This is a genomic window from Microbulbifer maximicatervae (SeqCode) (assembly GCF_052467305.1).
Genome location: NZ_CP174306.1, coordinates 1,131,878 through 1,156,459, shown reverse-complemented (window position 1 = coordinate 1,156,459; position 24,582 = coordinate 1,131,878). Strand labels below are relative to the sequence as shown.

Here is a 24,582-nt window from a genome sequence, read left to right as displayed (position 1 = left end):
GACCTCCAAATCAATTATCCAGGCTAATACGTATTGCACCCGCAGCAGCGAGTGGCGCCAGTGCCGCAGCAGCCGCTAGGAGTGCTGCCAATATCGCCAGTTGGGCGCTGTAGGCATAGCCATCAATTGCCGCCTGTACTGCGCCGGTGCCGAAGATTAGCACGGGCACATACAGCGGCATAACAATAAGTGCCAAGAGCAAACCGGGGCGGCGCAAGGCAACAGTGAGTGCTGCACCAATGGCCCCGATCAAACTCAAACTTGCAGTTCCCAGCAATAGGGAAACCAGCAAACAAACATAACCATCCACGGGCAGATTCAGCATTAAGGCGAGCAGCGGCGACAGCAATGCCAGCGGCAAGCCTGTGGCAATCCAGTGCACCAGGGATTTTGCAAGAACCGCAAAGTAAAGCGGTTGTGGTAACAGGGTGAGCTGCTCCAGGGTGCCATCTTCGAAATCACCTTTAAAAAGGCTTTCCTGGGATAGCATGGTGGACAGTAGGGCCATTACCCAGATCATGCCCGGAGCCATCTTTGCCAGAAGTTCGGGCTCAGGTCCTACCCCTAACGGCAAAAGTGCTAAAACCGTCACAAAAAATAATAAGGGGTTGGCAATATCTGCTCGTTTTCTCAACGCCAAGAGCATTTCAATCCGGAACAGCGCCATAAAACCGGGGCCACTGCGCACTTCGCTTACCGGCGTTTGGACATCAACTGTCGACATGCTCTCCCCCAAAATCCTCAAAAGGCTCAGAGACTGAATAGTCAGACAAATTAACCTCGCTGAGTCCGGCTAATGACAGAGGCTGGTGTGAGGTCAGCAGAATTGAACCACCGCTATAAAGATGGACCGCCATTTGCTCTTCCAATGCAGCAACACCCACAACGTCGAGAGCGGTCAGTGGCTCATCGAGTATCCACAATCGAGGGGAATCAGGTAGAAATAATCGCGCTAGGGCAACCCGGCGATTCTGGCCGGCGGAAAGGGAGTGACACAAGCTGTCCTCAAAGCCGGTCAGGTCGACTTTATCGAGGGCATTGAACGCGTCCTCATGGTCAGCACCATACCAGGTGAGGTTTTCCAGCGGAGTCAGGCCACTGCGCACTCCGCCCCTGTGCCCGATATATAGTAAGGATTCACGCATCGCCGAGAGCGATTGCGGGTAGGCGGTATCACACCAAAGGATCTCCCCAGTGAAATCACTGCTACTGCCAATCAAAGTGCGCAGCAAGGTCGTTTTACCCGCGCCATTACTACCTTTGATTTGAATTGCAGCGCCGGCTTGAAGAGAAAACTGAAGGCCCTCAAACAAGCGCCGACCATCCCTTTCGCAGGCGAGATCTCTCACTTGCAGCACAACTTGGGACTTAGGGGTCACAGACATTCCAGGATAAAACCGCTCTGACAAATCTGAACGGCATTATACCGGCACCAGCGCTAATTGCATTGTCTCAGCGAGCAACATTTTAGCAACCCTTGATCTTTCGCAAGAATGCCCACTGATTCACACTGAAAAGCGCTATTTAAATTGGCACTGAATTGTAGTTTTGGTATTTTCACACCGTCGTGAGATTCAGTACCTGTTTCTCGCTGTACCCTCAAGGAAGTGGGTAATCTCAGAAGTCGACATAAAGCTGGACCCCCAAAAGGGCCAATTCTTCTGCTCGTAAGGATGCGTGTCTATGAACAATCTCGCCACCCATATCGATCCCTGGCTCGACGCTACTACTTTAATTGGCCAAGAAAGCCAGATTCACCAACAGCCATTTCCTTTCTTCGTTGCCAAGAACTTGCTGGCCGAGAACCTGATGGCATCCTTTATCAAAGACTTCCCAAAGCTTAAAGGGGCCGGCTACCTTCCCTACGATAGAAGCAGTTGTGGCACCACAATAAATGAACTGATTGAACAGTTTAGGGCTCCGGAATTTGCCGATGCTATTGGCAACAACCTGGGTATTGAGAATCTTTCTCAATACCCAACCTATGTTTCCATTAGCCGTACACTCAAGAAACGCCACGGCCGCATCCATACCGACGGACAGTCAAAAATTGCTACCGCCCTGCTCTACCTGAACCCGGAGTGGTCCTTGGATGGCACAGGCTGCCTGCGCTTCTTAAAAAGCGGCGATAACTTTGAAGATACCGCAGCCCCAGAGGTAAAACCTTCGTACGGTACCCTGGCCGCATTTAAGCGAGCCGATAACTCGTTCCACGGACACTTGCCTTTCGAAGGTAAAAGATTGGTTATCCAGGTAGCCTGGTTAGTCAGCGATGCTGACAAAAACAGAAAGGCCAAGCGCGGCAAGTTAGCTTCAAAACTCAAGCGCCTGCTGGGTTGGTTTGGAGGCAACTCTGCAGCCACACAAAATATGTAGCTACAGCCAACTCAATACCTACGATAGAGCCCGCATCCCTTACGGGCTCTGTACCTACACACCTTCTTCCCTATCTCCATAGCACCCATTGCAAAAATAATAAACCTAACAACTTTAATTAGTGAAAATACAATACGGGGAAACAAAGCCCAACGATTTAAAAGCACAGAGAAAAGCCAGGGGAAAATAGAAGTGACTTGGGCAGGAAAGACAAATTTTCAATAAAATCTATTAACTACGCAGAGTACAGTTTAAGCAATCCTATTTTTAGATTACTTTAATTTATTATCTGCACCCTGCATAGCTGGCCGTAGCCGTTAAAGTTTCAGCATATTTCGTTAGTCGAAATCATAATCCATTAATTCACGCCTTAAACGCTTTTCCTCCAATTTGTCTTCTACCATTCGACGTGCGTCGCGTGGTGGCTGAGAGGTAGCTTCCTTCAGCACTTCAGTTGCAATTTGTGGAATACCCACATTATCAAAATCTAGGCGTCTTTCGTTAACGTGGCCGCTCATACGAAACTCCATAATCTTGATTAGAGAAAGCAGAAATATCCTTATCGCACCAAGGGTGCAATTGCAGGTTATCCAGCTCAATCAATCGTGGTCAAGCAATAATTTATCAAGTGGAAATACGGCTTTTACGTCAAAACTTTCCAACTGATCCCCGAACAAAGCTATCCGCAAAAACCGCCATTTCGAAGTCAAAGTAGCGAAGAAAAAAGACAGATTTATGAAGGTTTTTCGAAAATTTTAAGAAAAGGGAACGACGGGAATAGCAGTAACCGAGTGGCGCCAATGTTACCCTCAGTGACACAGCAACTTGGTACGATTTGATGGAAGGTGAGTTAATGGTGAAAAGCATGACATGACACAGGGCTTCCCACAGGCTAGAATAGCGCCGCTCTTCAGCAGTGCTGACACCCGCCCCCGTCGGTTAACAGGATAAACCACGGACCTCCTAAGTCCGGACTGGTGGTTCGAGTCCACCCGGGGGCGCCATACATATCAAGGCAAATTAGCAAACGACTGCCTTTGACGAATGCATAAACAACGCCAGGAATAACCCAGCCAACAGCACCCCACCCCAGAAGAGCCTGGTAGAACGGCTAATTGTTCTCCCCCGCCTGGCTTCGTTTCTTACAGTCTTTCCCATATCACAAATCCATTTGCCTACATTTCGTCCATTCACCATAAATACTAACCGAAACCATTTCGCTGGTGAATCTCCATCTCAGGATAGACAAAGCCCGGCACAAGCCGGGCCCAGAACAATAGCAATGCAAGTATTGACGAACAGCGCCTACTGGTTAGTCCCGTTTGTGCCACTGCCACCATTACTATTGTTCATCTGAGTGCCATCCTGCATTTTTTTCTGCATCTTCATCATCTGCTTTTCAGCTTTGTCCTTCTTGTGGTGCATCCCCACCTTGTGCCACTCATCTTTGAACTTAGCCCAGAAAGATTCTTTTGGCGCTTTGGTGCAGGCGGTAATCACCATCGGCGTCACTTTTTCTGTGCCTTCAATATCCAGCATATCCCCCTCTTCCGTGCCTTTCTTGGCGTAGGCGGCAGCCCAATAAACTGCTTTAGGTTTAAACTCATCGTCGATAGCCAGGAAATCCGCACAGGTCCAGTCTTTCGCCGGCTTCTTGGGATGGTTATCCGCGAAGGCAGCAGAAGCAGCAAGACTGGCAATTACCAAAGGAAGAATGAACTGCTTACTTTTCACAATTAGATCTCCAAAATATCCAGGGTTATCACCCCGTGAATCAATTGCAGGTAATGTGCAATCCGCTCGCTACCCACGGGCCGGGGAGGACTGGCCGGCAAGTCACTAAAATGACTGCGACAAACAGCGAGGCAAGGAATAGCCCCGGATTCACCAGCCTTACGACAGCGGAAACGCAAGCCAAGACACTAAATCAACGAATGCTTGGCCCATTGAAAGGATAGACGCATTTTTCATTTTTTGGGGAAAATCAAAAACACTTTCTTACCCACTTGCATACAAACTTTATTGTCCAGACGCATTCCATGTGAAGAAGCAGGCTTTACCTATATACACCTTTAGCTATTAGCGCTCGGAATAGAGTTTGCTGCCTCCCATTTTTGACTGTGCCTACCCAGCCTTAGCAAAGAGAAACCTAACCAAATAAACCAGACTATTTGGGAAATTCCGAATATTTCTGTAAAGATATCGTCCGGATAGATAGTCGCAATTCCCGCCACTCCCACTAACACTCCGATAAAGTTTAATGGCCGGGAAAAAAGTCCAATTTGCAATGCAGCAATGCTAATTAGCAGAACCCAAAGTCCACCCACCAACTCATTGCCACCACCAAGACTCTCAACCATCAAGTATATTATTCCCCAGGTATCGAAAGCCTGCTGAACACTGACCTCCATAAGCCCCAAAGCATAGGCGAGCCCTATATTTGCGATCATGCCGCTCGCTATGACAAGGCCCACCCAGACTGCTCCGAACAAGGATGCCAATGCAGCTATCTCCCTCCTCTTACTTTTTAGCTTTTCATATAAGCTAACTACCACACAGCCCAGAAAGATCGCAAAAACCAAGTACATAAGGGTATAGGCAATATTAAAAATCAGTTGATTTTCTGCCAAGAACATCATTTTTTCTATGGGGCTCCCATCCGATGGAAAAGACCAAAAAGCACCAAAGAATACAAACGCACTAATATAAATTAACCCCATGCCAAACGCCGAGATACCAGCAACTCTATCCATAGCTCTCCCCTATCATCTTTGAACTCAATTCAATGCCTGTAAATATCACTTTAATTATGTAACCCAAGGAAGCCAAATTCGTAACACCCCACCCTATCTAAGCAGCAAGTAATCGCAGAAATGAATATTCAGCAAGAGAAGAAAGTCACAGTGCTTTAACCGAAATGTACATTAATGCCATTTCTGACTAGCGTTCATACCAGGACCTGTTGGTTAGGTGGATAGCTAAATATCACTATTGCCAATTAAGCCGAAGGAGATAATAGGATGGGGAACAAGGAGTGAAGGATCTAAATAATCCGGAGATCAGCGATTTCCATCAGGAGCCGATTTACTTAAAAATCAGCTCACTGTCAGCTCTAACGGTAGAGTGTCGTATTCAGTCACCAAGCCGATACTTACGGGCCACAACCTCAAACTGACGAATATAAATGGCTTGGGCTGGCTTATAGGGCGGCAGCCACTGATCGGGCCCTTTATCTCCCTTACTGCGATTGTGGCCATCATCAACCAGCCACAAATTTGCAGGGTCTTCTGCAAAAGCTCTGCGCTGCTCCCGGCTCCAGCTAGCACCACCGTACTTATGAGCCCAAGATAGCGGTACTATATGCTCCACATCCAGGTCCGAAGCTTTTTCAAAAAACTGTCCCGTATAGGGATCCATCCACAGGCCTGTAACCACTGTACAGCTCTTCTCATTGCTGAAGGCAACAGGAGCCAAAGAGAGACGGATCAATAGCTCCTGACGAGTATTCTGGCAATCACCATCGACATCAGACCACCGTGGCAACCACTCACTGCGATCATAAGATTGAGGGGTTACTTCATAACATCCGCTGAGGGTCAGCATGGACACTATTAATAAAGACTTGAGTCGCATAAAGCTAAACTGCGGCTAATTACTGCTGGGGGAGCATTTTGATTGTAGTTTAAGGGCGCGTCAACAAGCACTTTTCTTAACACAAAATTTATTCGAGGATATAAGTAATAATCGAACCTGACAGAGATACGGGTTATTTAGCATGTGCAAACCTGTAGTAGTAAAAATATACAAATAGCGACAATTTATCGATACTGTATATACTTAAACCAATAAAATTCGTTAGCAGAACAATTCAATACTTCCCAGCAACAATAGGGAAATGCATGAAAACAATAACAACTTTAATCGTAGGATTTTTCCTTGGGGTAGGTTCCACTACCATCTTCCTTAGCTTTCGAGATTCCGGTACATCTGAAGTCTGGACTTTAACAAAATCGCTACAGACTAACGAAGGCATGATAATCCCAAGTGGTACACATTTTATAGTACATAAATACATGCCTGAAGGCTATGTATCCCTAGATCTTAACGTGAATGTAGAAGGAGTGATTCTAAAAAAATTTCACAAAAAAACTATAAATAAAAATCACTTCAGATCTCCTGTGTGGGCTGAAGAAGCAGTAAACAATTGAATCAGCATCAGCCAAAGGGAAACTGTGGCGTACCATATAATATCTTTATATCAAAGCCTAAAAATACTCCAACAAAGACTTATATAATTCAGTTTCAATAGAAGACCCTACGTGAGAAGCGAAGTAGAATGAGTGATATTGAAAAAATCATAGAATTTGTTATCGAAATTGAGAAGCTTAAAGCTGTCCTGAGGCAGACAAAGCCAGTCGGTATAAATCGTTACGAGAACTCAGCAGAGCATAGCTGGCATGTCTCCTTAATCGCACTTATGCTCAAAGACTACGCCAATGAACGTATTGATATTAGCCACGTTGTTAAGATGCTATTGATACATGACCTGGGTGAAATTGGAGCAGGTGATCAAATTGTGTATCAACCACTCACCGACGAGCAACAATCAAGTGAGACCCAAAGTCTAACGCAAACACTATCGATATTACCGGACAAGCTCTCAGCTGAATTTATAGCTTTATGGGAGGAATTTGAGGAAGGCGTTTCACCTGATGCTAAGTTTGCAAAAGCGATTGATAGAGTACCTCCACTACTACATAAAATTTATGGTAACGGCCATAGCTGGCAGAAACACAATATTTCCAAGGAGCAGGTTTTCACTGTCAACTCAGAAAAAATAGCAGGTGGCAGTCATAAATTGTGGTCTACTATAGAGAAAAAGCTCCATGAAGCAATTGAGAGTGGAGCTTTAAAGTGATCAGAAGGCATCCATAAACTTGTATACAGTAATGCTACGAGTAGAACGCACTACTCTAACAGTGAGATAATTATAAAACTTTACATCTAGCTGGTACAGAGGTGCATATTAAATTAAAAATAGCAAGCACCTGAAATTATACCTTTAAGAAGAGTTTAACTTTTTACTACTTCTACTGTACTTACATCCCCTCAATTTCACCACCCCCTTAAACACAGATCAAGCAAAGCTGGTAGGATATATATTCTCATTCAAAAGTTGACTTCCACATGAAAAATAATACCTACCCAGTAAGCGGTTGTTAACAAAGACACTTCGAGCTGCGCCTCGAACTACCAAACAAAATAGGCCTACCTAAAGCTAGACTCTTTAAGCCTACAAAGATTGATTAATATCTCTGGATATCTCACAAAGGATACCGTTAATCGAATCTACAAAAAGATGCAATGTGTCGTCTGGTAGACTTAAAGCAGCCAAGCCAAATAAAAGGTCAATAGGTATGAGTTCGAAAAGCAGTTAATAAGCTATTCCTTCTACATTTAGAATAGATAATTTAGAGAGTGAAAAATTCACCTAGCCTCAATAACAGTACTCTGCAGGGCAACCTTCAAAACCTTACGCCTCTTGTAATGCCCACTCATTAACAGTACAAGAAATATCCTATTTCGCACATAGACATACTACAGATTAGCTATTTTCAAGATAACACGGAGTTAACGATCTAGATGAAAGAATCGCTGAGTTCGCTCAAAATTATCGCTGTTTTTTTAATTCTCACAGCGAGCCTCTACCCTATCGGATACTGGCTAATTTTTCACATGGAAAGCGCAGTACCCTTAATGCTTTCTGTTGGGCTTGCCACGGTCACAACATGCTTGATATTCAAGAAGAGCCTGGGCTCCTTAGGATGGTCTTGGGGAAGCTGGAGATATCAGTGGTTAAGTTACTTGGTACCCTTGGGTTATGTAGCAGCTGCCTACCTCATTATGTGGATCTTAGGTTTCGGGGAGTGGTATAACTCAGAATACGTTACGGCACTAAGAGAAGGGTATAAAGTAGATGACTGGAGTGATACCAGTGTAATCATCTTTAGATTCTTAATTACTGCAAGTATCAGCTTTTTATTGATACTGCCTGGAGTTTTAGGAGAGGAGATTGGATGGCGTGGATTGCTTGTACCTGAGCTCTCAAAGATTATGTCCTTCTCAGGGATCACACTAACCTCTGGGTTTATATGGGCCGCCTGGCATTGGCCCATGATGGTAGCAGGTGTCTACGGGAATGAAACAGCCCCCCTCAGCTATCAGTTGTTTTTCTTTACGCTAGGCTTAATGTCAATGTCAGTCATCATGACTTACGTAAGATTAAAGACTAACAGTGTTTGGCCTGCCGTTATTTTCCACATGAGCCACAATGCATTTATTCAAAAATTCTTCAATCCATTGACCCTACAAAGCACAGATTCAGGTTGGTATCTCAATGAATTTGGTATGGTTTTACCTGTAGTTATTTTTTGTATCAGCATTTATTTCTGGAGAAAGGGCCAACAAGAGTTCGGCTCCGCTCAATCTGCAAGCGAACTGCTGTCTCCACAAAAATCTTGACGTAGCGCCATGGATGTGTGACAGAGGCTTGGATTAAGAACAATCATGAGTTTTGGGAAATTTTACCGCAGGCATATAGAAATACATTATGGATAATGAAGTAGATATTTTTGCTCCAGTTACTGATCTAGGAAAAAGAGATGCCCTTGAATGCTGGAGATGGCTAGTTGGCAAAAAGGCCTCCATGTGCCTTCTGACCTCCATGGGAGATTTATTCTTCAAAAGGAAGGAAGGCCTACTGAACAAGGAACGTGTCTATTTCCTAGATACTGGCACAGGAGAAATGGAACTTGCCGCTAAATCCTGGAATGCATTCCGAGAGATGATGGCAGCAATGAAAGATATTCCGGGCCACTGGTTTAAATATAGATTATTACTTGAGTTAGTGGAGCAACCATTAACTCAAGGTTGTTGCTATTCATCAATCCAACCACCGATAATGGGCGGGGAGTACATTACAGAAAATTATCAATCTGTATCTTGGGAAGTCCATCTAGATCTGTTAGGACAGATACATGAGCAACTCAGCGGCCTTCCCCCAGGAACACCAATAGCTGGTATAAGCTTAAAAATTGAAGAAGATTGAGAGGCCACCATTCAAAAGGGTTATCCCTAAATCCAGCATTTAAATCTATAATTTCATGTCAGGACTTGTCCTTATGATAAGCATTGAGTTTTTGATTACCTCTTTTATCGTTGTGTTGATACCTGGAACGGGAGTTCTATATACAGTTGCTGCGGGGCTATTTAAGGGTAAACGGGCAAGTATTTCTGCAGCGTTAGGTTGTACGCTAGGAATCATCCCCTCCATCTTTGCTTGCATCATGGGGCTGTCCGTAATCATTCATACCAGTGCATTAGCATTCCAGTTTGTAAAATATGCAGGAGTCGCGTACTTATTGTACTTAGCTTGGTCAATGCTTAAATCTAGCAGCTCCCTGACTCTGGAGGAAAGTCAAAAGAAACAGAGCTTAACCTCAATTGCTTTCAAGGGATTTATGATTAATATCTTGAACCCAAAGCTAACCATCTTCTTCCTGGCATTCTTACCCCAGTTTATTCCCTCTCAAATACAGAACCCCGTAGATAGTATGCTGATTCTTGGACTTGCCTTCATGGCTATAACCTTTCTGGTTTTCATTGTTTATGGCTTACTAGCAACAGTCATTCGAAATTATGTTATTCACTCAGAAAAAATTAGCATTATCATCCAACGAGTCTTTGCTGGCAGCTTCGCAGCTTTAGGACTCAAACTCGCCTTTACGAGCAGGGAGTGAGCCCCTCATTAGCAAAAACAGTAAAGCGATTACTAGTGTTAGGTGTAATGTTACTTCAGGCATACCCTATTCAAGCTTCCCCCTAAGAATCTCAATCGTAAAAGCATAAGCACAAACAAGCATGAAAATTTTTTTGACCCTTTCGGTACTCGGATTTTTCTTGACCCAATCACCTGTAGTAGCCGCTTCAAAGGCAGACCTTATGACCAACAGCGCTATTGGTCAAATGCCCTCCCGGTCCTTTCCCTCTAGCGGCTCCGAATATTGGATAGAGCGAGAACAAGCAGTAAGTTTCGCAAAAACCGATGACTGGGAAAAAGCTATTCCCTTGCTCGAAAAACTAACCGTCCAATATAAAGATGATGGAGACACTTGGTTTTTACTCGGGCATGGATACATTGAGACGAACCAATGTAACAAAGCAATTCCCTCACTCAAACGAACCCTAGAACTAGGGACAATCATGTCGGGGATAAGATCAGCTTCATCCCCCTCTAACGATATAATGATTAAAATTGCACAATGTCATTCCAAAATGGAAGAGAAGGACCAAGCGCTGGGCTGGATTCAAAAAGCACTCGATTCCAGATGGGATGACCGGAAGAGTCTCATTGGCAGCAGCGATTTTCAACACATATCTCAAGACGACATGTATAAGGAGCTTTCTGGGGAAAGCCAGCTGGATAATTTATCGAGAGATGAACGCTGGATGACAGATTTAAACTTCCTAGCTGATGAAATATTACGCCTACATGTTAACCCCTACCATCACTCATCAAAGGAAGATCTAGCATTACACATAAACGAAATTAAAACAGAAATCCCCCACTTAACCGACCAACAAATCGTATTTAGAATGATGGCGCTACTTGCCAGCTTAGGGAATGGACACAACTTCATTGTCCCAACCCACTCTAGGAATGGCTCATTCAGCAAGTTACCAATCCAGCTCTATTGGTTTAATGATGGGATATTCATTTTAGGTGCCGATACCGAATATAAGCATCTTGTAGGGAAAAAACTCCTTTCTGTAGCCAACCAGCCGATAGATGCAGTAATGAAAAAGATTGCCACTGTAAATGCCCGCGATAACGAAATGCAACAATACTGGCTGGGGCCTTACTATCTGGCCTTACCGGAGGTTCTCGAGGGTTTAGGCATAGTAGAAAGTGCATCGAAGATCCCGCTAACTTTGGAAGAAAAATCAGGAGCCAAAGAGCAAGTAGTTCTATCAGGAAAACCTTTCAACTTTACAGGGTTTCCAACCTTACCCGCACCTAATAATAGTGACAACTTACTTTACCTAAAGAACAAGAAAGAAAACTATTGGCTTGAATACAATTCTGACAATGATCTCCTATATTTACAATTTAATAGGGTCGCACAAGATAAGTCACACCCACTGGACGTATTCAGCAAAGAGATCACAGCATTCACCAAGGATAGAAAAGTCAAAAATCTTGTTCTAGATTTACGCCACAACAGCGGCGGCAATGGTTCTATTATCCCTCCCTTAACAAGATCGTTAATTCATTTTTCAGAAAATAGCGAAGAGAATAATCTATTTGTGATTATTGGACGAAATACTTTCTCCGCTGCACATTTGTTACTTGCAGACCTCGATCGCTTAACTGACATCATCATTGTCGGTGAACCAAGTGGGAGCAGACCCAACCATTTAGGTGAAGCGGGATGGTTTAAACTTCCTTACAGCGGTGTCTGGGGAATTATTTCATCTCAATATCATCAGGCCTCAAAGGCCGAAGATCATCGCATCTGGATTGCACCACATGTTCCCGTAACACTCTCATCTGAAGAGTATTTCGCAGGAGAAGATCCCGCAATAAATCATATAATTAGAATAATAAGCCACAAAAAAGAAAAAGCAGCAATACCCTCACCAGGGTCAGTTAGCACGGCAGGATTTTAGAGTTAATTATACAAAGGAGACGGATCAACATGTCTTTAACTTGGGTTATTGTAGGCTCATTTCTTCAATTGTCTTTTTGCGGATTCCTTTTTATGATGGCCGCATTCGCTGGAGGTGGCGTAGCTAATAGAGGAAATTTATCAAAACTTTCATCAGTGATACTTGCGGCCTCCCTATACTTATTACCCTCAATTAGCATACTTGCCGCCGGTATTGTTATATACCAATACAACCTCGGAGGGGACGCCTCCTCTTATTGGTGGCACTTCATGCCTGTTGCGGCGGCGGCTCTATGTATCATTTATATAAACTCACTATGGGAAAAATAGCGTAACATAAAAGAAATCAATGGGAGTTTCATCTGTGAGTAAATGCCTGCTTTTTGATAACGATGGCACCTTAGTTGATAGCGAACACCTCTCCAGTGTTGGCTTAGCTATTATGTTCGAAAATTACGGAATAAAACTAGATGCTGATGAACTGGTCATAAGATTTAGGGGCTGGAAACTGGCAAGTATTCTATCCCTATTAGAAGAAGAGAATAATATCAAACTGAAAAGCAATTTTGTTGCAGCTTATCGCGATATAGTCACAAAAATCTTTACCAGAGAGTTAAAACCTGTTGAAGGTGTAGCAGACGCTCTTGAGGCACTTGATGGTGAGAAAGCGGTAGTATCTAGCGGCCCCCTGCAAAAAATCAAGCATTCATTAGATATATGCGGGCTATCTAAGTATTTCGGAAATAATTTATTCAGTTCATATGAAGTAGGCATATGGAAGCCTGATCCAGGCATATATCTACATGCCGCAAAAAGTATGGGCTACCATCCTGAGAACTGCTCCGTTATAGATGATGGACCAGTGGGAGTTCAGGCTGGTATAGAAGCAGGCATGAAAACTTACTTTTTTAATCGTCTTAACGAGGAATCTAATACCGTTGGTGTAGTGTCCTTTCAAGCGATGAGAGAGTTACCAAAACTAATAGGTAACTAATCCCCCAAGAACACTATACCTTTAGTTTATTAACATCATTCATTCAAGCTCATGCTACAACCGGTCATCATGGGCGGCAGAGAAAAGATGGTTCCCGGCAAGCAATATCTATTTGGCTCTTTGCCCATGGGAGATACAATTTAGCCATTAACAGTAGTGCAAAATATAGACAGAAAACCTATCATTCCATGCCTAATAGGATGTCGGTTTCACACGATACCTTCAGCACTAACCCTTGTACCCATCCTCACAAAACCTATATCTGGCTACAGTAAGAATGTTCTCAAAGTTATTTAAAAAGAGTAAACCACGAGTCTATCTGGATAAAATGATTGTCGCCTCACAGAATGAATTTAGCAAGATTGGTGCTTGGGGGGCTTTTAAGGGCGAAGATTTAGAGGCGGGCATTCGTCATAGGCTGGTAGAAATTTTCTCCTTACCACATATATCGAGTCGAATAGAACCTAAATCCAATGATTTAGCACTAGAGGTTGTAGTCTTAAAAGTAAGAGGGGGTAAGTTTGACACCGCATACTTTGGAGAATTTGGTGCAATGCCTGTATTCTGGCGGCCAAAGATTGAAGTCGCAGCTCGACTCTATTACGCCGACTCCAATAAAACACACTCCTCTTATAGGGCTCGAGAGAAAATGCCATGGAGAGAATATTTTTCAGGAGTATTCAGCCTAAGAGGGATGCTCAGATATAGGCCTGTTTTTGGAGCAAAAGAGCTAGAACCTATTCTCTATAGAGCATGTGAAAAACTGCTTGCCAGTATGGTGAAGTCAGTATGAAATACCGTAAATTTAGGCAATCCGCTACTACTTACGGACTTATTTTTTCCTGCGATAGAGATATCACAGCCCTAAGATAGGATATTAAAGTAACCAGGACTTTTGAGAGCTATCGAGAGGGTGATTTTTAAGTATAGCCAGATTTGCAGATAAGCTACTAGACTGAAAGGGCTTATCAAACCCATACCCTTTCAAATTTGATAATAATATAAAAAACATACTTGGACTGGCCTTGAAGTAACAATCAGGCACGACTTGTGATGGGTGCTGCTCTAAATCGTATACTTAACAATAACCTTAACTTTCTGGTGATTGTAATGCTCAAAATCAAAGAAGCCGCCGCTTTTATTCTAGTCGCCTCCCTAATGGGGTGCTCCTCAGATACTCCAGAGGATCCCAAGCCCACCACACCGGTCGGTTCAGACAAGGATTCCCACGGATGTATAAACTCAGCCGGCTACCTTTGGTGTAGTAAAACTAAAGAATGCGAACGACCATGGGAACTTGCAGAGAAGGCTGGCTTTGCTAACACTCCCAGCAATTTTGATGAATATTGCGGTAATAAATAGGGTCTCTGCCTAGCAGCCTCCTCCGTCTATAGGAGAAAGCAGTGACAGCTAAGGTCTTTGATACTCAAGACTAAAGAACAAAAGCTTCAGAAATAAAAAAGCCCGGCATAAGCCGGGCTTTTAGAAGATGGCGGTGAGGGAGGGATTCGAACCCTCGATGCCTTGCGACATACACACTTTCCAGGCGTGCTCCTTCGACCACTCGGACACCTCACCAAATTGTCACCCTCTGCGAGGGCATTCCGCCTTAAAGCGGCCTCTCTTTCCAGCAAAACCCTTAAGTAAATCAATAGGATAGCTGTTATATCGTCGAGAGAGTGCGCACTTTACCCAAATGTCGAAGAAAATTCCAGTGGAATCTGGGGTGAATGTGTACTTACCTTTATCTTGGTGCTCATGCTCAGCTACTAGCGGCTTCCCTGAGAGCCCATATAAGCCATTGAATGGCTCCCCAACTTCCTCCTCTTACACCGCCGCCAATCTGGCCAACTATGCTTGGAAAAAGCTTTGCGCTCGCCCCTGTTAGGGTTTGTTTATTGCGTTATATCTGATAACTCGGCGTAGCGAGTTGATATTAGCAGCGTAACTCTCACTGCCTCCAAATACTTTGTAGGCAGTTCTGAGACTATTGCCATTATTTAAATGTCCGATAGCGCAAACTTCCAACAAACCACTCTAAATGAAAGAAAAAATAGGAAATAGAGAAGATTGCTGAATAAGAAGTTTTTACTTAGTGGGTACAAATTTTATTTAGATAATTTGCCTCAATAAGAGCCAAAATATAAATATGTATGACTTTAACCCAAAAAAGTAGACAGTGGAGCTGCAGGCAAAAGCAAGGAGAAGAGCTAACTCACAGTTAAAATTCCCTCAAAACTAACTTAGCCCACAATTTAGACAGCAGGGATAATAGCAACAAAAATGAGGATCTATATAAAATACTACAGCAGAATGAGTAAATAGGCCTTTGTGCACCCCCTTAAGTCTAACAACCCGTCAATTATAAACGCAGTAGTATTTGGCAACCCCTTCTAAGATGAGATCCCCCTTAGCAAAGCCCAAAAATCTCTGGGCTGACGAGTAGAATCGCCAAAAAAGACATAGAAAAACCAATTGAAAGGCAGAAACAAAAAAGCCCGGCATAAGCCGGGCTTTTAGAAGATGGCGGTGAGGGAGGGATTCGAACCCTCGATGCCTTGCGACATACACACTTTCCAGGCGTGCTCCTTCGACCACTCGGACACCTCACCAAATTGTCACCCTTCGCGAGGGCATTCCGCCTTGTAGCGGCCTCTCTCTTCAGCGAAATCTTCAAGGAAATCAGGAAGATAGCTGCTGTGTCGTCGAGAGAGCGCGCACTTTACCCAAATGTTCCTTGTTGTGCAAGTACTAATGCGAAAAAAGTCTCTCTGGCTGTTAAAACAGGGCATCATGAGGGAACTCAGACTATCCGCTACAAGTCACCACGGCTATTTGCCCCTTCAAATGAGCCCCTCAGCTATCGCAGGCTTGGTGGCTAGACTCTGTGAGTCGTTTGATCCAGGCTCTATATTAGTCCGACCAGCATTAGTTTTCCGGCCTGCCCCGCCCCTTCAGCTCTCCAATATAAGGGCTGTACAACTCATATAAGCCCTTGACTCAAAGGTGAATATAAGCCTGGCTTTATCTGAGGCCGGCATCCAGCCCTTTAATGCAGTCATCGGAAAACTTATCTTTTACTGACACCCCCCTTTTCTCTTCACCTGGTACAAGTCGCCCGGATTCCTGAGCTCAGATTGATCTAGGTTAATAATGCCGGAAAGCACCCTGTCATAATCCTTGGCCTGCTGTAGAGTCAGTGGTCGCTATCTATATAAACCTTGATACGCAAAGCCCTAAGGTACCCTCCCTGCCTAAACTGCAAATCTGCCATGAAAATTGGGAGGTTCTGAGGCTGGAGGTGCGGTAATATCACTGGCAACAACAACGAGAAAAATATCACTTGCATGCACAGTTTTTTCGCATTCTGTTCCTCGGAAGAGTAAACTGCGCTGCTGGAGTCACGGCGTGGCTATACGGTGGATGGGGAAATCGGAGCCACCCTATCGCCAACGCGCAAGGTGTTCACTTTCTGCTCAAACGGACAAAGAACAACACAAATGCAGGACCAGCTTGAGGAGAGCACGGGGCGGAATGTTAACCCTCGCTACTCCACCTATTTTCGCACCCTGATTTTATTTGCCGCTGCCGGTACCCTGGCAAACGCGGTGAATTGGGATGCGCCATGGCAATCAGACAAGCTGGTTATTACCGGATCTGCTCTTTTTATCATTGCTTATACCGCTCTCGCCCAATTTATCCTCTACAAAACTGGCGATAAAAAAGCACTGAAAACCCGCCGCTGCCTTTCTTTCCTGGATACAGTACTGATCGGCATCACCATATCCCTAGCAGACTTCAGCATGCTGCCCTCGCTGCTGCTGGTTACCATGGTCCAGCTGAATGCCCTCACTGGGGGCGGCGGTGGTCGCGCTTGGTTTGAGCACAATACCGGCTTATTGGTTGGGGTCGTTATCGGGTACCTGATGCACGAGCCATCTCTGCTAGTGAGCGCTGACCTCACTATCAGCACCGTGAGCCTGATCTGTATTCTGGCCTATTTATGCGCCTATGCATTCTTTACCCACCGCCAGATTGGCCAACTTAAGGAAGCCAATCACTCCCTGATGGTTGAGCAACGCGTTAGCAAGGTTCGCTCCTACAAGCTTTCCAAATACCTGCCACAAAAGCTGTGGCGCTCTGTCACTACCGGGGATGAAGAAGCTCTGGTGACCCAGCGAAAGCTCCTCACCGTTTTCTTTTCTGACATCAAAGACTTCAGCCAGCTCACCGAGGAGTTAGAGGCAGAGACCTTTACCCAGCTGCTCAATAATTACCTCTCCGAAATGGCACGTATAGCTGGACAATACGGCGGCACTATCGATAAGTTTATCGGCGATGCGGTAATGGTTGTTTTTGGGGACGATGAGAGTAAGGGACCCAAGTCAGACGCTCTGCGCTGCGTAGCTATGGCCCTGGCGATGCGTAAACGCGTACGTGAAATGAAGCAGGAATGGTACAACAAAGGTATCTCGCGCCCTCTACAGGTTCGTATGGGTATTAATACCGGCTACTGTACTGTCGGCATTTTTGGTACCGCCAACTACCAGTCTTACACGGTGATGGGTACCCACGTTAACCTCGCTTCACGATTGGAAGGCGCCGCCCAGCCGGGAGAAATTCTGATTAGCCACGAGACCTGGGCCATGATCAAACACACGGTAATGTGCCGGGACAAAGGGCATATCACCGTAAAAGGTATTAGTACTCCGGTGAAGGTTTACCAGGTTACTGATCTGCGTAAGAACCTGGGCGGCCAACAGAGTTACCTGGAGGAGCATGCCCCCGGATTCTCAATGCATTTAGACTTGGATAAAATCCGAAATTACGATAAGGAAAAGGTCTTACAGTCCCTGCAAAAAGCAGCATCCAACCTGAAGAGCAAAGTCATTATCTAGTTTTATAGAAAGTGCGTAGGCGTAAAGTTCTACATAGTGGTATGCATACGCACCGCCAGGTTCCCCATAATCCAGACTGTGCCCATCACAATAATCAAAAGAATTAAGCTAGAGAAGAGAATTAACGCCAGGTTATCCCTACGGTCCCGTTGGGTTGTTACGTTCAAGAAATATTTTAATTGCACTACCAGTTGCGCAACCCCTAGTAACGCAACCAGAATCAAGACACTTTTATTCTCCCTACCGATCGTCAGCACTGCGGCAAAAGCCGCCAGAGTGAGCACAATAGACAGGATATAACCTGTGATATACAGGCGCAGGTGTTGTGCAAAAGTCGGTTCTTTAGCCATAGACCCAGCCACCGAAATAAACCACGGAAAAAATTCCGATCCAAATCAAATCGAGGAAATGCCAGAATAATGCCAGGCGCAGAAAGCGCAGCTTTACGACATCCCCCAATCCCATAGTGAAAACCTGAACGATCAAAACGATCATCCACAGACAGCCGAAAGTGACATGGAGACCGTGCAAGGGCACTAAGCCAAAAAAGGCTGACAGGTATCCACTGCGCTGTGGCACCCCGCCCTTCTCGGCCATCCCGGCAAAGTCGTACAGTTCCAATGCCAGGAAACCCATGCCCAGCAACAGGGTTATCACCACCCAAAATAGAAAGGCAGCGCGACTGCGTTCATGCTTAACAATAACTGTCGCAATACCCGCAGTGAGGCTGCTGGTTAGAAGAAGCATCGTTTGGGCGAACAAGCTGCCGAAATCAAAAAGCTCTTTCGGGCCCGGCCCTCCGGCGGTAGCGCCCACCATGGTGATATAAATCGCAAATACCACCCCAAAGAAAATCAGGTCGCTCATCATGAAGACCCAGAAGCCAAAGATCACCATATCGGGATCTCTGTGGATGGCTTCGTGGGGATTGATGCTGCCCGGGCTTTTCGGTGAAGAGACGGGATTCATTTAGATCTCCAGCTTCGCAAGGCCGACATTTCGCGGGGAATCTTCCAGGTCCCGGCTCACCGCCTCGCTCTTCTCGACCAAGGCCAACCAAGCTTCCGTATCCTTTTCTAACTGACTGGCAGGAATAATATATTCCGTTTCTTTGCGGAAGGTGGCCGCGATAACTGCAACCAAAATGGTTAATGCGGAGATCAGTGCAAGCCACCAGATGTACCAAACCAGGGCAAACATCAAAATTCCACTGACAACGCACAAAATAAATCCGAGAGGATTATTTTTAGGGAGCTCTATGTCTCGATAGACTTTAGGCCGCTTATAGGCTTCACCGTGCTCCTTAGCCTCAGTAAATGCATCCCGATCAGTAACCTTGGGTATTTCAACAAAGTTATAGGCCGGTACTGGAGCGGGAGAGTTCCACTCCAGGGACCGTCCATCCCAAGGATCACCCACAGGAACCTGGGTTTTCTTTCGGTCCCTGATACTTACGATAAATTGAATAACCAGCGAAATTAAGGCCGCCAGAACAATCATTGCGCCGATAAAAGCAACGATCATGTACGGCTTGAATGTGAGATCGGCATAGCTGAATGATCGTCTTGGCATCCCCAATAAGCCGGCGCCATATAGCGGGAAGAATGTCACCATAAATCCTGCAAACCAGAGATAGGCTGAGCGTTTGCCCCACTTATCATTAAGGCGGAAACCAAATGCTTTGGGGAACCAGTAGTTGTACCCCGCCAAAATTCCAAACAGCACGCCGGGAATCAAAACATTGTGGAAATGCGCCACCAGGAACAGTGTATTGTGCACTTGGAAATCGACAGTGGGGTTAGCCAGGATAACGCCGGACAGACCACCAATCACGAACAGGATTAAAAAGCCGATGGCATAAACCATTGGAGTGGTAAAACGTATTCGACCGCGATACATGGTCGCCATCCAGTCGTATACTTTCACCCCGGTCGGCACCGCGATCAGCATAGTCGCTATACCAAATGCAATATTGATCGTCGGACTCTGTCCCATGGTGAAAAAGTGATGTAACCACACAGTAAAGGACAGGATCGCAATACACATGGTGGCAATCACCAGGGATTTATAACCGTACAGGGTTTTGGCCGAATAGGTGGAAAAGACCTCGGAAAAAATACCATAGGCTGGCAACACCAATAGATAGACCTCAGGGTGACCAAAGAGCCAAAACAAATTGGCATAGTTCATCATATTTCCACCGAGGTCATTGGTGAAGAAGTGGAAATCCAGGTAGCGATCCAAGCCCAACATCAGTGCGGCAACGCTGAGAGGCGGCATTGCGAAAATCATTAGAATGGAGGCGCAGAGTACGGTCCAACAAAACAGTGGCATACGGAATAGGTGCATTCCTGGACCACGGCATTTATACACGGTGACGGTGAAATTAATTCCCGTTAATGTGGTCCCCGCCCCAGAAAATACGATCGCCCATATCCAGTAGTCAGGCCCAACCCCGGGACTAAAATCCGCCCCCGTATAAGGCGGATAAGCCGACCAACCCCCAGTAGAAAACTGCCCCACCACCAGAGAGACCATCAACAAAATACCAGAGGAAACTGTCACCGCCAGGCTGATTTGATTAAGTACCGGGAAGGCCACATCACGGGCACCAATTTGCAGCGGCATAGCGAAATTAATAAGGCCCACCAAAAACGGAACTGCCACAAAAAACACCATTATGGTGCCGTGTGTACTGAACAACTGGGCAAAGTGATCTGCATAGAGGAAGCCTTCCGGTGCGGCGGCTTGCTGAGCACGCATTACCATCCCCTCCAGCAACCCTCGAACCAACATCACGATCGCAAAAGCGATATACATAATGCCGATTCTTTTGTGATCAGTGCTGGTCAACCAATCCCGCCAGAGTGTTCCCCAGACTTTAAACCAGGTCAATAAAAACAGGATTCCCACTGTAGCCAGTATTACTATCGAGCCCGCCACACTGGCAACGGCCTCACTGACTGAGGGCCGCTCAAGAAACCCGCTAAATACCAGAGAATCCCAATTGAGCTTACCCAGCCAACCGTAATCCAAATTGTTCATGGCTGCGCTCCCTCGGCATCATCCTCGCCCCGGCCGAATTTTCGGGTGCCGGGCTGCTCTTCTATGCTCAGCGGTTTACCGGAGTGATAACGCATTACTATTTCGTGAAAAAGGTCTGTGCCCGGCAAGTTAAAATACAGTGTATTTTCTGGCATCTTGCTATTTCCCAAGACTTTGTATGCTTGTTTTTTGGTATTTCGCTGTGCCAGGCGGTTATAATTTTCTGGACTCAGGACAATCCCACCCGTCCGTACTTGCTTTACCCAGGCTTCAAAGTCCTCATCAGTCACAACCTTGACTGCAAAATTCTGGTCGACAAAACCATTGCCGGTATATTGGGTATTCTCCCCTCTGGTGTCGCCGGTTTTTGTACCGATAAAATTGAGCTTTGTCGTCATACCCGGCATCACATAAATCTGCCCAGCCAGTGCAGAAATAAAGAACGACTGCATTACCGTGTCGCTGGTCAATATCATTGAGACTGGAGTGTGTACTGGTACAACCAATTCACCGACTGTTGCAATATCCAGCTCCGGATAGATAAATAACCACTTCCAGTCGAGCCCCACCACCTGCACTTTTACCGGGGGGACAACGCCCTGTATTTCCTTGTAGGGATCGAGCCGTGCCGTTGCACGCCAGAGCATCACTGACAAAACAATTATGACCAGGAATGGCACACCCCACATAATCACTTCGAGCGGACCATAGGTTTCCCATTTTGGCGCATAGAATCCGTGACCTTTTTTTCTTCGGTATTTAAAGAGGATTACTGGCACCAGGATAAATACCGGGAGAACAGCGACCATGGTGAGTGCCATAGCCCAAAAGAAGTGTACTTTCTGCTCCTCTGCCACTGGTCCCAACGGCATCAGAAAGGTTTCAGAAGCACAGGCTGAATAGGGGATTAATAAAATTGAGAGAAAAACTGGCAGAATAAATAATAATCGTGGAGCGTGCACATCAACACATCTCCAGTACCTTAGACACGCACGCCAAAAAACCACAGGGGCTTTTAGATTCCAATCCATGGTAAAGCCTACCGCCAAAAGTAGTTAGCCGGCATCTATTCCTGCTAACGCTTTGAATTCCCTTTCGAACCATTGAACGCGCACTCTTTGATAGGCCCATCAACGGTTTGTCTCACCAGAATAGCTGAATACAACAGTTTTATTGGCCTGGAGAAAGGTTCGATAAAAATCACGATAAATTAGCGGCTATAAAACGCCATTGCCAGACATAGTGCGAATCATCACCTCTACAAACTCGCGTAAATCTCTCTCATTGGGATGGCGCAGCTCCTCCCCTGAATACTTGTATAAAAAAGTATCCGACTGAACCGACCAATAAACTTCGTCACTAGGCGCCGAATATAAACGTGTCTCCACAACAGCAACCTGGGAGTTGCGGATATTCGGGTTGATCCGTTTTAATGCCAACAATTGGGTAACCAATAAAGTGTCAAATCCCCTCTCCCGGAGTAAGGGTGCAATCTCCCCCATTGAGGGAACACCAGTTATTGCCCCGAGAGCACTCCAGGAATGCGCATCAATACCCGTATCCTGCAGTTGCATGACCCACTCCCTTTCTACCTGCCCACCGACTATCGGCCTCGGTACCAGGGTATATGCGAGTACCAGGGTTTTACCTAAGCTTTGAATACCAATATATGGGGACTGCCATACCCGCGTAACCACGGTACTGGCTGAAGTCCATCCGAGCAGAAGAGAAATCACTGAAAGGCTGCATAACAACCGAATAAATCGTGCTTGAAATACCTTCTCTCGTTTGACTCGCATATACCTGAACACCTCGTTTAAACACTTTACTTTCTTAAAATGTCATTCGGGTCGTAAATTGTGTCCGCACCAAAGACCCCCTATCTCCATCTTTGTCTTTGCGAGCGCCGTAGAGCACCTCGATTCCAGTCAACCAACGGGGAAAGGGTAACCAAACAATATTGATACTGCGGTATTGGGTTGCTTTGTAGGCCTCACCGGGTTGGAAGTCCAGATTATCCTGCCTTACCCTGCCGTAGGTCGCTACGGTATACAGGCAAGGAGTCCACCAGTGCTGGTACCCCAGATACCAGGCTGTAGTGTTTAGTGCCTCTACGGAGTTATCAAAAAAATCATAAGCTGCATCTGGTGGCGCGTCATTAAGTAGACCGCTATATCCCGCACCGAGGGACAAAGAGTAATAAAGAACATCCTTGGAAAGTACGCCGGGCATATTGAAAGTGCCGCTTAAATTTAATCCCCAGCCGGTAGTTGATACGGCTGAATCCGGATCGCCACTCGCGCGCAAATCCCTTAATACCAAACCCGCTTGTACCTGGGACCTAGGCAAGTCCGACTCCAGCGCAAATACCGCATCGGGCCAGCGGGCAACCTCGGTTGCATCCTCGAATATTTGTGAATCCGGCGCTTCAATAGCCACCTTAAAGTAATACTGTGGCCCGTACCTCTTAATCCATCGGACCATTGAATGGCGCAAGCCAAATGCCGAATTAGGCCCCTGGAAATCCAGGGTATTGGGAACCGCTTCCAAGTTCGCGAATGTTGACCACTGCTGCCCCACAAGAATACTGCCCCCCCAAAGCGCATTACTCACTTCTCCATAAGCTTTGCGCATACGGGGGTTGGGAGTAGTAACACTGGAGTCCTGCAGGAAGTCCATCGAAATCAGGGTTTTAAATTCACGTCCCTCCCAGTGCTGCAGGGTCTCAAATACCAACCTAGAGGTCTGCACGGTAAATTCTGTCTGCCCGTCCGCTCCCTCTGCAGCCGTTTTGTCGAAAGTCACAATATCGGCAGGTACAAATTGTGCGGGGCTGATGATCGCGTCGGTATCATAATTGACATCCAAGTCCGCAAAGCCACTGATCTTCGCCTTCATCGTATTTCCCAACAGGGGAATGGAGCCAGGCCACTCCGTTGTCGCATTGGCAATCACATCTTCGATGTCACTGGGGTCAGGTACCGCCTGATCAGACTGGGCCCGCGGCGGAGGCAGCGAACCAGGTGGAACTTCCTGCCGTATCTCCTCAATCTGTCGCTGTAAATCATTCATATCCTCCTTGCTCACCGGTGCTTCGACAGGCTGTACAGGAGTTACTTCCAGAGACGGTCGGGATGGTGGTGCCCATTGCATTTGCTCAATTTGCCGACGCAGGGCTTCGAGGTCTGCCTGTTGTTTCTGAATCTGAGCCTGCTGCTCTTCCAGCTGCTGTTGCTGGGCCTCAATCACCCGTATCAGATCATCAGCTTTAACATAAACTTCTGCAGTGGAGGATTGGGAAAAAAGAAGTGGGGCAAAACCGATTACTACGGCAGGAATTACTGGGGACTGGGTATTAATCTCCATCTGTCAGCCTCAACTCCACCTCCTGTGGGGCGGCCAACACAACTACACTGTCGGTTTCCCCGGCCTATCTGGAAAGCGTAGCTTAAGAGTCCGCAGCGCCAACCCAGGTCGGCCTTAGGCAAAGAGTGATATTGAAGGGCCGTACCACCGGGGACTCCGGTGGCACTTAAGAAAG

General features: G+C 45.9%; 23 protein-coding genes and 3 tRNA genes. 12 read left to right on the top strand and 14 right to left on the bottom strand.

What is annotated here, in order from left to right; genetic code table 11:
* Window positions 1-10: 10 nt before the first annotated feature.
* Both ccmB and ccmA read right to left on the bottom strand, forming a co-directional pair.
* Complete coding sequence (gene ccmB, locus ACJJI4_RS05380; protein WP_282933519.1) at window positions 11-724, bottom strand: heme exporter protein CcmB; 714 nt, start codon at window positions 722-724, stop codon at window positions 11-13.
* The gene (gene ccmA / locus ACJJI4_RS05375; protein WP_444927331.1) at window positions 711-1,385 is read right to left on the bottom strand and encodes a cytochrome c biogenesis heme-transporting ATPase CcmA; all 675 of its coding nucleotides are present in this window, start codon (window positions 1,383-1,385) and stop codon (window positions 711-713) included. Before ccmA ends, ccmB begins: the two co-directional genes overlap by 14 nt.
* A gap of 298 nt (window positions 1,386-1,683) precedes the next feature.
* Between ccmA and ACJJI4_RS05370 the strand changes: the two genes are divergently transcribed.
* Complete coding sequence (locus ACJJI4_RS05370) at window positions 1,684-2,376, top strand: 2OG-Fe(II) oxygenase (RefSeq protein ID WP_413665103.1); 693 nt, start codon at window positions 1,684-1,686, stop codon at window positions 2,374-2,376.
* A 338-nt stretch (window positions 2,377-2,714) separates the two neighbouring features.
* On the opposite strand, the gene ACJJI4_RS05365 is transcribed toward ACJJI4_RS05370, so the two are convergent.
* Entirely contained in the window at window positions 2,715-2,894 is a 180-nt protein-coding gene (locus ACJJI4_RS05365; RefSeq protein ID WP_108735213.1) for a PA3496 family putative envelope integrity protein, read from the bottom strand.
* A gap of 410 nt (window positions 2,895-3,304) precedes the next feature.
* Between ACJJI4_RS05365 and ACJJI4_RS05360 the strand changes: the two genes are divergently transcribed.
* Window positions 3,305-3,380 (top strand) — tRNA-Arg (locus ACJJI4_RS05360).
* Window positions 3,381-3,681: 301 nt separating this feature from the next.
* Here ACJJI4_RS05360 and hdeA read toward each other — a convergent pair.
* From hdeA to ACJJI4_RS05345, 3 genes are all read right to left on the bottom strand, one after another.
* Window positions 3,682-4,110 carry an acid-activated periplasmic chaperone HdeA gene (gene hdeA, locus ACJJI4_RS05355; protein ID WP_282933522.1) on the bottom strand — a complete coding sequence of 143 codons (429 nt, stop codon included), beginning with the start codon at window positions 4,108-4,110 and terminating at the stop codon, window positions 3,682-3,684.
* A 338-nt stretch (window positions 4,111-4,448) separates the two neighbouring features.
* A complete protein-coding gene (locus tag ACJJI4_RS05350; protein ID WP_444927330.1) occupies window positions 4,449-5,129 on the bottom strand; it encodes a hypothetical protein in 681 nt (226 codons plus the stop codon).
* 379 nt (window positions 5,130-5,508) lie between these two features.
* The gene (locus tag ACJJI4_RS05345) at window positions 5,509-6,009 is read right to left on the bottom strand and encodes an HNH endonuclease family protein (RefSeq protein ID WP_444927329.1); all 501 of its coding nucleotides are present in this window, start codon (window positions 6,007-6,009) and stop codon (window positions 5,509-5,511) included.
* Window positions 6,010-6,275: 266 nt separating this feature from the next.
* On the opposite strand from ACJJI4_RS05345, the gene ACJJI4_RS05340 reads away from it, so the two are divergent.
* From ACJJI4_RS05340 to ACJJI4_RS05300, 9 genes are all read left to right on the top strand, one after another.
* The gene (locus ACJJI4_RS05340) at window positions 6,276-6,584 is read left to right on the top strand and encodes a hypothetical protein (protein WP_444927328.1); all 309 of its coding nucleotides are present in this window, start codon (window positions 6,276-6,278) and stop codon (window positions 6,582-6,584) included.
* A 128-nt stretch (window positions 6,585-6,712) separates the two neighbouring features.
* Entirely contained in the window at window positions 6,713-7,294 is a 582-nt protein-coding gene (locus ACJJI4_RS05335; RefSeq protein ID WP_444927327.1) for an HD domain-containing protein, read from the top strand.
* A 725-nt stretch (window positions 7,295-8,019) separates the two neighbouring features.
* Window positions 8,020-8,898 carry a CPBP family intramembrane glutamic endopeptidase gene (locus ACJJI4_RS05330; protein WP_444927326.1) on the top strand — a complete coding sequence of 293 codons (879 nt, stop codon included), beginning with the start codon at window positions 8,020-8,022 and terminating at the stop codon, window positions 8,896-8,898.
* An 88-nt stretch (window positions 8,899-8,986) separates the two neighbouring features.
* Window positions 8,987-9,484 carry a T6SS immunity protein Tdi1 domain-containing protein gene (locus ACJJI4_RS05325; protein WP_444927325.1) on the top strand — a complete coding sequence of 166 codons (498 nt, stop codon included), beginning with the start codon at window positions 8,987-8,989 and terminating at the stop codon, window positions 9,482-9,484.
* Window positions 9,485-9,557: 73 nt separating this feature from the next.
* Window positions 9,558-10,175 (top strand): LysE family translocator, encoded by a 618-nt coding sequence (locus ACJJI4_RS05320; protein ID WP_444927324.1) that lies wholly within the window; start codon window positions 9,558-9,560, stop codon window positions 10,173-10,175.
* A 121-nt stretch (window positions 10,176-10,296) separates the two neighbouring features.
* Window positions 10,297-12,105, top strand: a complete 1,809-nt coding sequence (locus tag ACJJI4_RS05315) for a hypothetical protein (RefSeq protein ID WP_444927323.1) — start codon at window positions 10,297-10,299, stop codon at window positions 12,103-12,105.
* Window positions 12,106-12,468: 363 nt separating this feature from the next.
* Complete coding sequence (locus tag ACJJI4_RS05310) at window positions 12,469-13,098, top strand: HAD-IA family hydrolase (protein ID WP_444927322.1); 630 nt, start codon at window positions 12,469-12,471, stop codon at window positions 13,096-13,098.
* Window positions 13,099-13,375: 277 nt separating this feature from the next.
* Window positions 13,376-13,891, top strand: a complete 516-nt coding sequence (locus tag ACJJI4_RS05305; protein ID WP_444927321.1) for a hypothetical protein — start codon at window positions 13,376-13,378, stop codon at window positions 13,889-13,891.
* Window positions 13,892-14,208: 317 nt separating this feature from the next.
* Window positions 14,209-14,460 (top strand): hypothetical protein, encoded by a 252-nt coding sequence (locus tag ACJJI4_RS05300; protein WP_444927320.1) that lies wholly within the window; start codon window positions 14,209-14,211, stop codon window positions 14,458-14,460.
* A gap of 128 nt (window positions 14,461-14,588) precedes the next feature.
* Here ACJJI4_RS05300 and ACJJI4_RS05295 read toward each other — a convergent pair.
* A tRNA-Ser gene (locus tag ACJJI4_RS05295) sits at window positions 14,589-14,676 on the bottom strand.
* A 946-nt stretch (window positions 14,677-15,622) separates the two neighbouring features.
* A tRNA-Ser gene (locus tag ACJJI4_RS05290) sits at window positions 15,623-15,710 on the bottom strand.
* Between the two features lie 888 nt (window positions 15,711-16,598).
* Here ACJJI4_RS05290 and ACJJI4_RS05285 point away from each other — a divergent pair.
* Window positions 16,599-17,996: an adenylate/guanylate cyclase domain-containing protein gene (locus tag ACJJI4_RS05285; RefSeq protein WP_282933535.1), complete on the top strand. Its 1,398-nt coding sequence runs from the start codon at window positions 16,599-16,601 to the stop codon at window positions 17,994-17,996.
* A 29-nt stretch (window positions 17,997-18,025) separates the two neighbouring features.
* Here the strand turns inward: ACJJI4_RS05285 and cyoD are convergent, their stop codons facing one another.
* From cyoD to ACJJI4_RS05255, 6 genes are all read right to left on the bottom strand, one after another.
* Window positions 18,026-18,346: a cytochrome o ubiquinol oxidase subunit IV gene (gene cyoD, locus ACJJI4_RS05280; protein WP_413665090.1), complete on the bottom strand. Its 321-nt coding sequence runs from the start codon at window positions 18,344-18,346 to the stop codon at window positions 18,026-18,028.
* Window positions 18,339-18,965 (bottom strand): cytochrome c oxidase subunit 3, encoded by a 627-nt coding sequence (locus ACJJI4_RS05275; protein WP_444894403.1) that lies wholly within the window; start codon window positions 18,963-18,965, stop codon window positions 18,339-18,341. The genes cyoD and ACJJI4_RS05275 overlap by 8 nt, the downstream gene beginning before the upstream one ends.
* The gene (locus ACJJI4_RS05270) at window positions 18,966-21,041 is read right to left on the bottom strand and encodes a cbb3-type cytochrome c oxidase subunit I (protein ID WP_413665088.1); all 2,076 of its coding nucleotides are present in this window, start codon (window positions 21,039-21,041) and stop codon (window positions 18,966-18,968) included.
* Window positions 21,038-22,003 (bottom strand): cytochrome c oxidase subunit II, encoded by a 966-nt coding sequence (locus ACJJI4_RS05265; protein WP_444927319.1) that lies wholly within the window; start codon window positions 22,001-22,003, stop codon window positions 21,038-21,040. The genes ACJJI4_RS05270 and ACJJI4_RS05265 overlap by 4 nt, the downstream gene beginning before the upstream one ends.
* A gap of 255 nt (window positions 22,004-22,258) precedes the next feature.
* A complete protein-coding gene (locus ACJJI4_RS05260; RefSeq protein WP_444927318.1) occupies window positions 22,259-22,840 on the bottom strand; it encodes a hypothetical protein in 582 nt (193 codons plus the stop codon).
* A 34-nt stretch (window positions 22,841-22,874) separates the two neighbouring features.
* The gene (locus tag ACJJI4_RS05255) at window positions 22,875-24,407 is read right to left on the bottom strand and encodes a DcaP family trimeric outer membrane transporter (RefSeq protein WP_444927317.1); all 1,533 of its coding nucleotides are present in this window, start codon (window positions 24,405-24,407) and stop codon (window positions 22,875-22,877) included.
* Window positions 24,408-24,582 lie beyond the last annotated feature (175 nt).

Excerpts from the sequence above, each read along its gene's own strand:
- ACJJI4_RS05275 (WP_444894403.1), bottom strand. The coding sequence starts at position 18,965 with ATGAATCCCGTCTCTTCACCGAAAAGCCCGGGCAGCATCAATCCCCAC.
- cyoD (WP_413665090.1), bottom strand. The coding sequence starts at position 18,346 with ATGGCTAAAGAACCGACTTTTGCACAACACCTGCGCCTGTATATCACA.
- ACJJI4_RS05325 (WP_444927325.1), top strand. The coding sequence starts at position 8,987 with ATGGATAATGAAGTAGATATTTTTGCTCCAGTTACTGATCTAGGAAAA.
- ACJJI4_RS05335 (WP_444927327.1), top strand. The coding sequence starts at position 6,713 with ATGAGTGATATTGAAAAAATCATAGAATTTGTTATCGAAATTGAGAAG.
- ACJJI4_RS05270 (WP_413665088.1), bottom strand. The coding sequence starts at position 21,041 with ATGAACAATTTGGATTACGGTTGGCTGGGTAAGCTCAATTGGGATTCT.
- ccmA (WP_444927331.1), bottom strand. The coding sequence starts at position 1,385 with ATGTCTGTGACCCCTAAGTCCCAAGTTGTGCTGCAAGTGAGAGATCTC.
- ACJJI4_RS05260 (WP_444927318.1), bottom strand. The coding sequence starts at position 22,840 with ATGCGAGTCAAACGAGAGAAGGTATTTCAAGCACGATTTATTCGGTTG.
- ACJJI4_RS05285 (WP_282933535.1), top strand. The coding sequence starts at position 16,599 with ATGCAGGACCAGCTTGAGGAGAGCACGGGGCGGAATGTTAACCCTCGC.
- ACJJI4_RS05340 (WP_444927328.1), top strand. The coding sequence starts at position 6,276 with ATGAAAACAATAACAACTTTAATCGTAGGATTTTTCCTTGGGGTAGGT.
- ACJJI4_RS05345 (WP_444927329.1), bottom strand. The coding sequence starts at position 6,009 with ATGCGACTCAAGTCTTTATTAATAGTGTCCATGCTGACCCTCAGCGGA.
- ACJJI4_RS05320 (WP_444927324.1), top strand. The coding sequence starts at position 9,558 with ATGATAAGCATTGAGTTTTTGATTACCTCTTTTATCGTTGTGTTGATA.
- ACJJI4_RS05330 (WP_444927326.1), top strand. The coding sequence starts at position 8,020 with ATGAAAGAATCGCTGAGTTCGCTCAAAATTATCGCTGTTTTTTTAATT.
- ACJJI4_RS05255 (WP_444927317.1), bottom strand. The coding sequence starts at position 24,407 with ATGGAGATTAATACCCAGTCCCCAGTAATTCCTGCCGTAGTAATCGGT.
- ccmB (WP_282933519.1), bottom strand. The coding sequence starts at position 724 with ATGTCGACAGTTGATGTCCAAACGCCGGTAAGCGAAGTGCGCAGTGGC.
- ACJJI4_RS05300 (WP_444927320.1), top strand. The coding sequence starts at position 14,209 with ATGCTCAAAATCAAAGAAGCCGCCGCTTTTATTCTAGTCGCCTCCCTA.
- ACJJI4_RS05350 (WP_444927330.1), bottom strand. The coding sequence starts at position 5,129 with ATGGATAGAGTTGCTGGTATCTCGGCGTTTGGCATGGGGTTAATTTAT.
- ACJJI4_RS05365 (WP_108735213.1), bottom strand. The coding sequence starts at position 2,894 with ATGAGCGGCCACGTTAACGAAAGACGCCTAGATTTTGATAATGTGGGT.
- ACJJI4_RS05305 (WP_444927321.1), top strand. The coding sequence starts at position 13,376 with ATGTTCTCAAAGTTATTTAAAAAGAGTAAACCACGAGTCTATCTGGAT.
- ACJJI4_RS05370 (WP_413665103.1), top strand. The coding sequence starts at position 1,684 with ATGAACAATCTCGCCACCCATATCGATCCCTGGCTCGACGCTACTACT.
- ACJJI4_RS05315 (WP_444927323.1), top strand. The coding sequence starts at position 10,297 with ATGAAAATTTTTTTGACCCTTTCGGTACTCGGATTTTTCTTGACCCAA.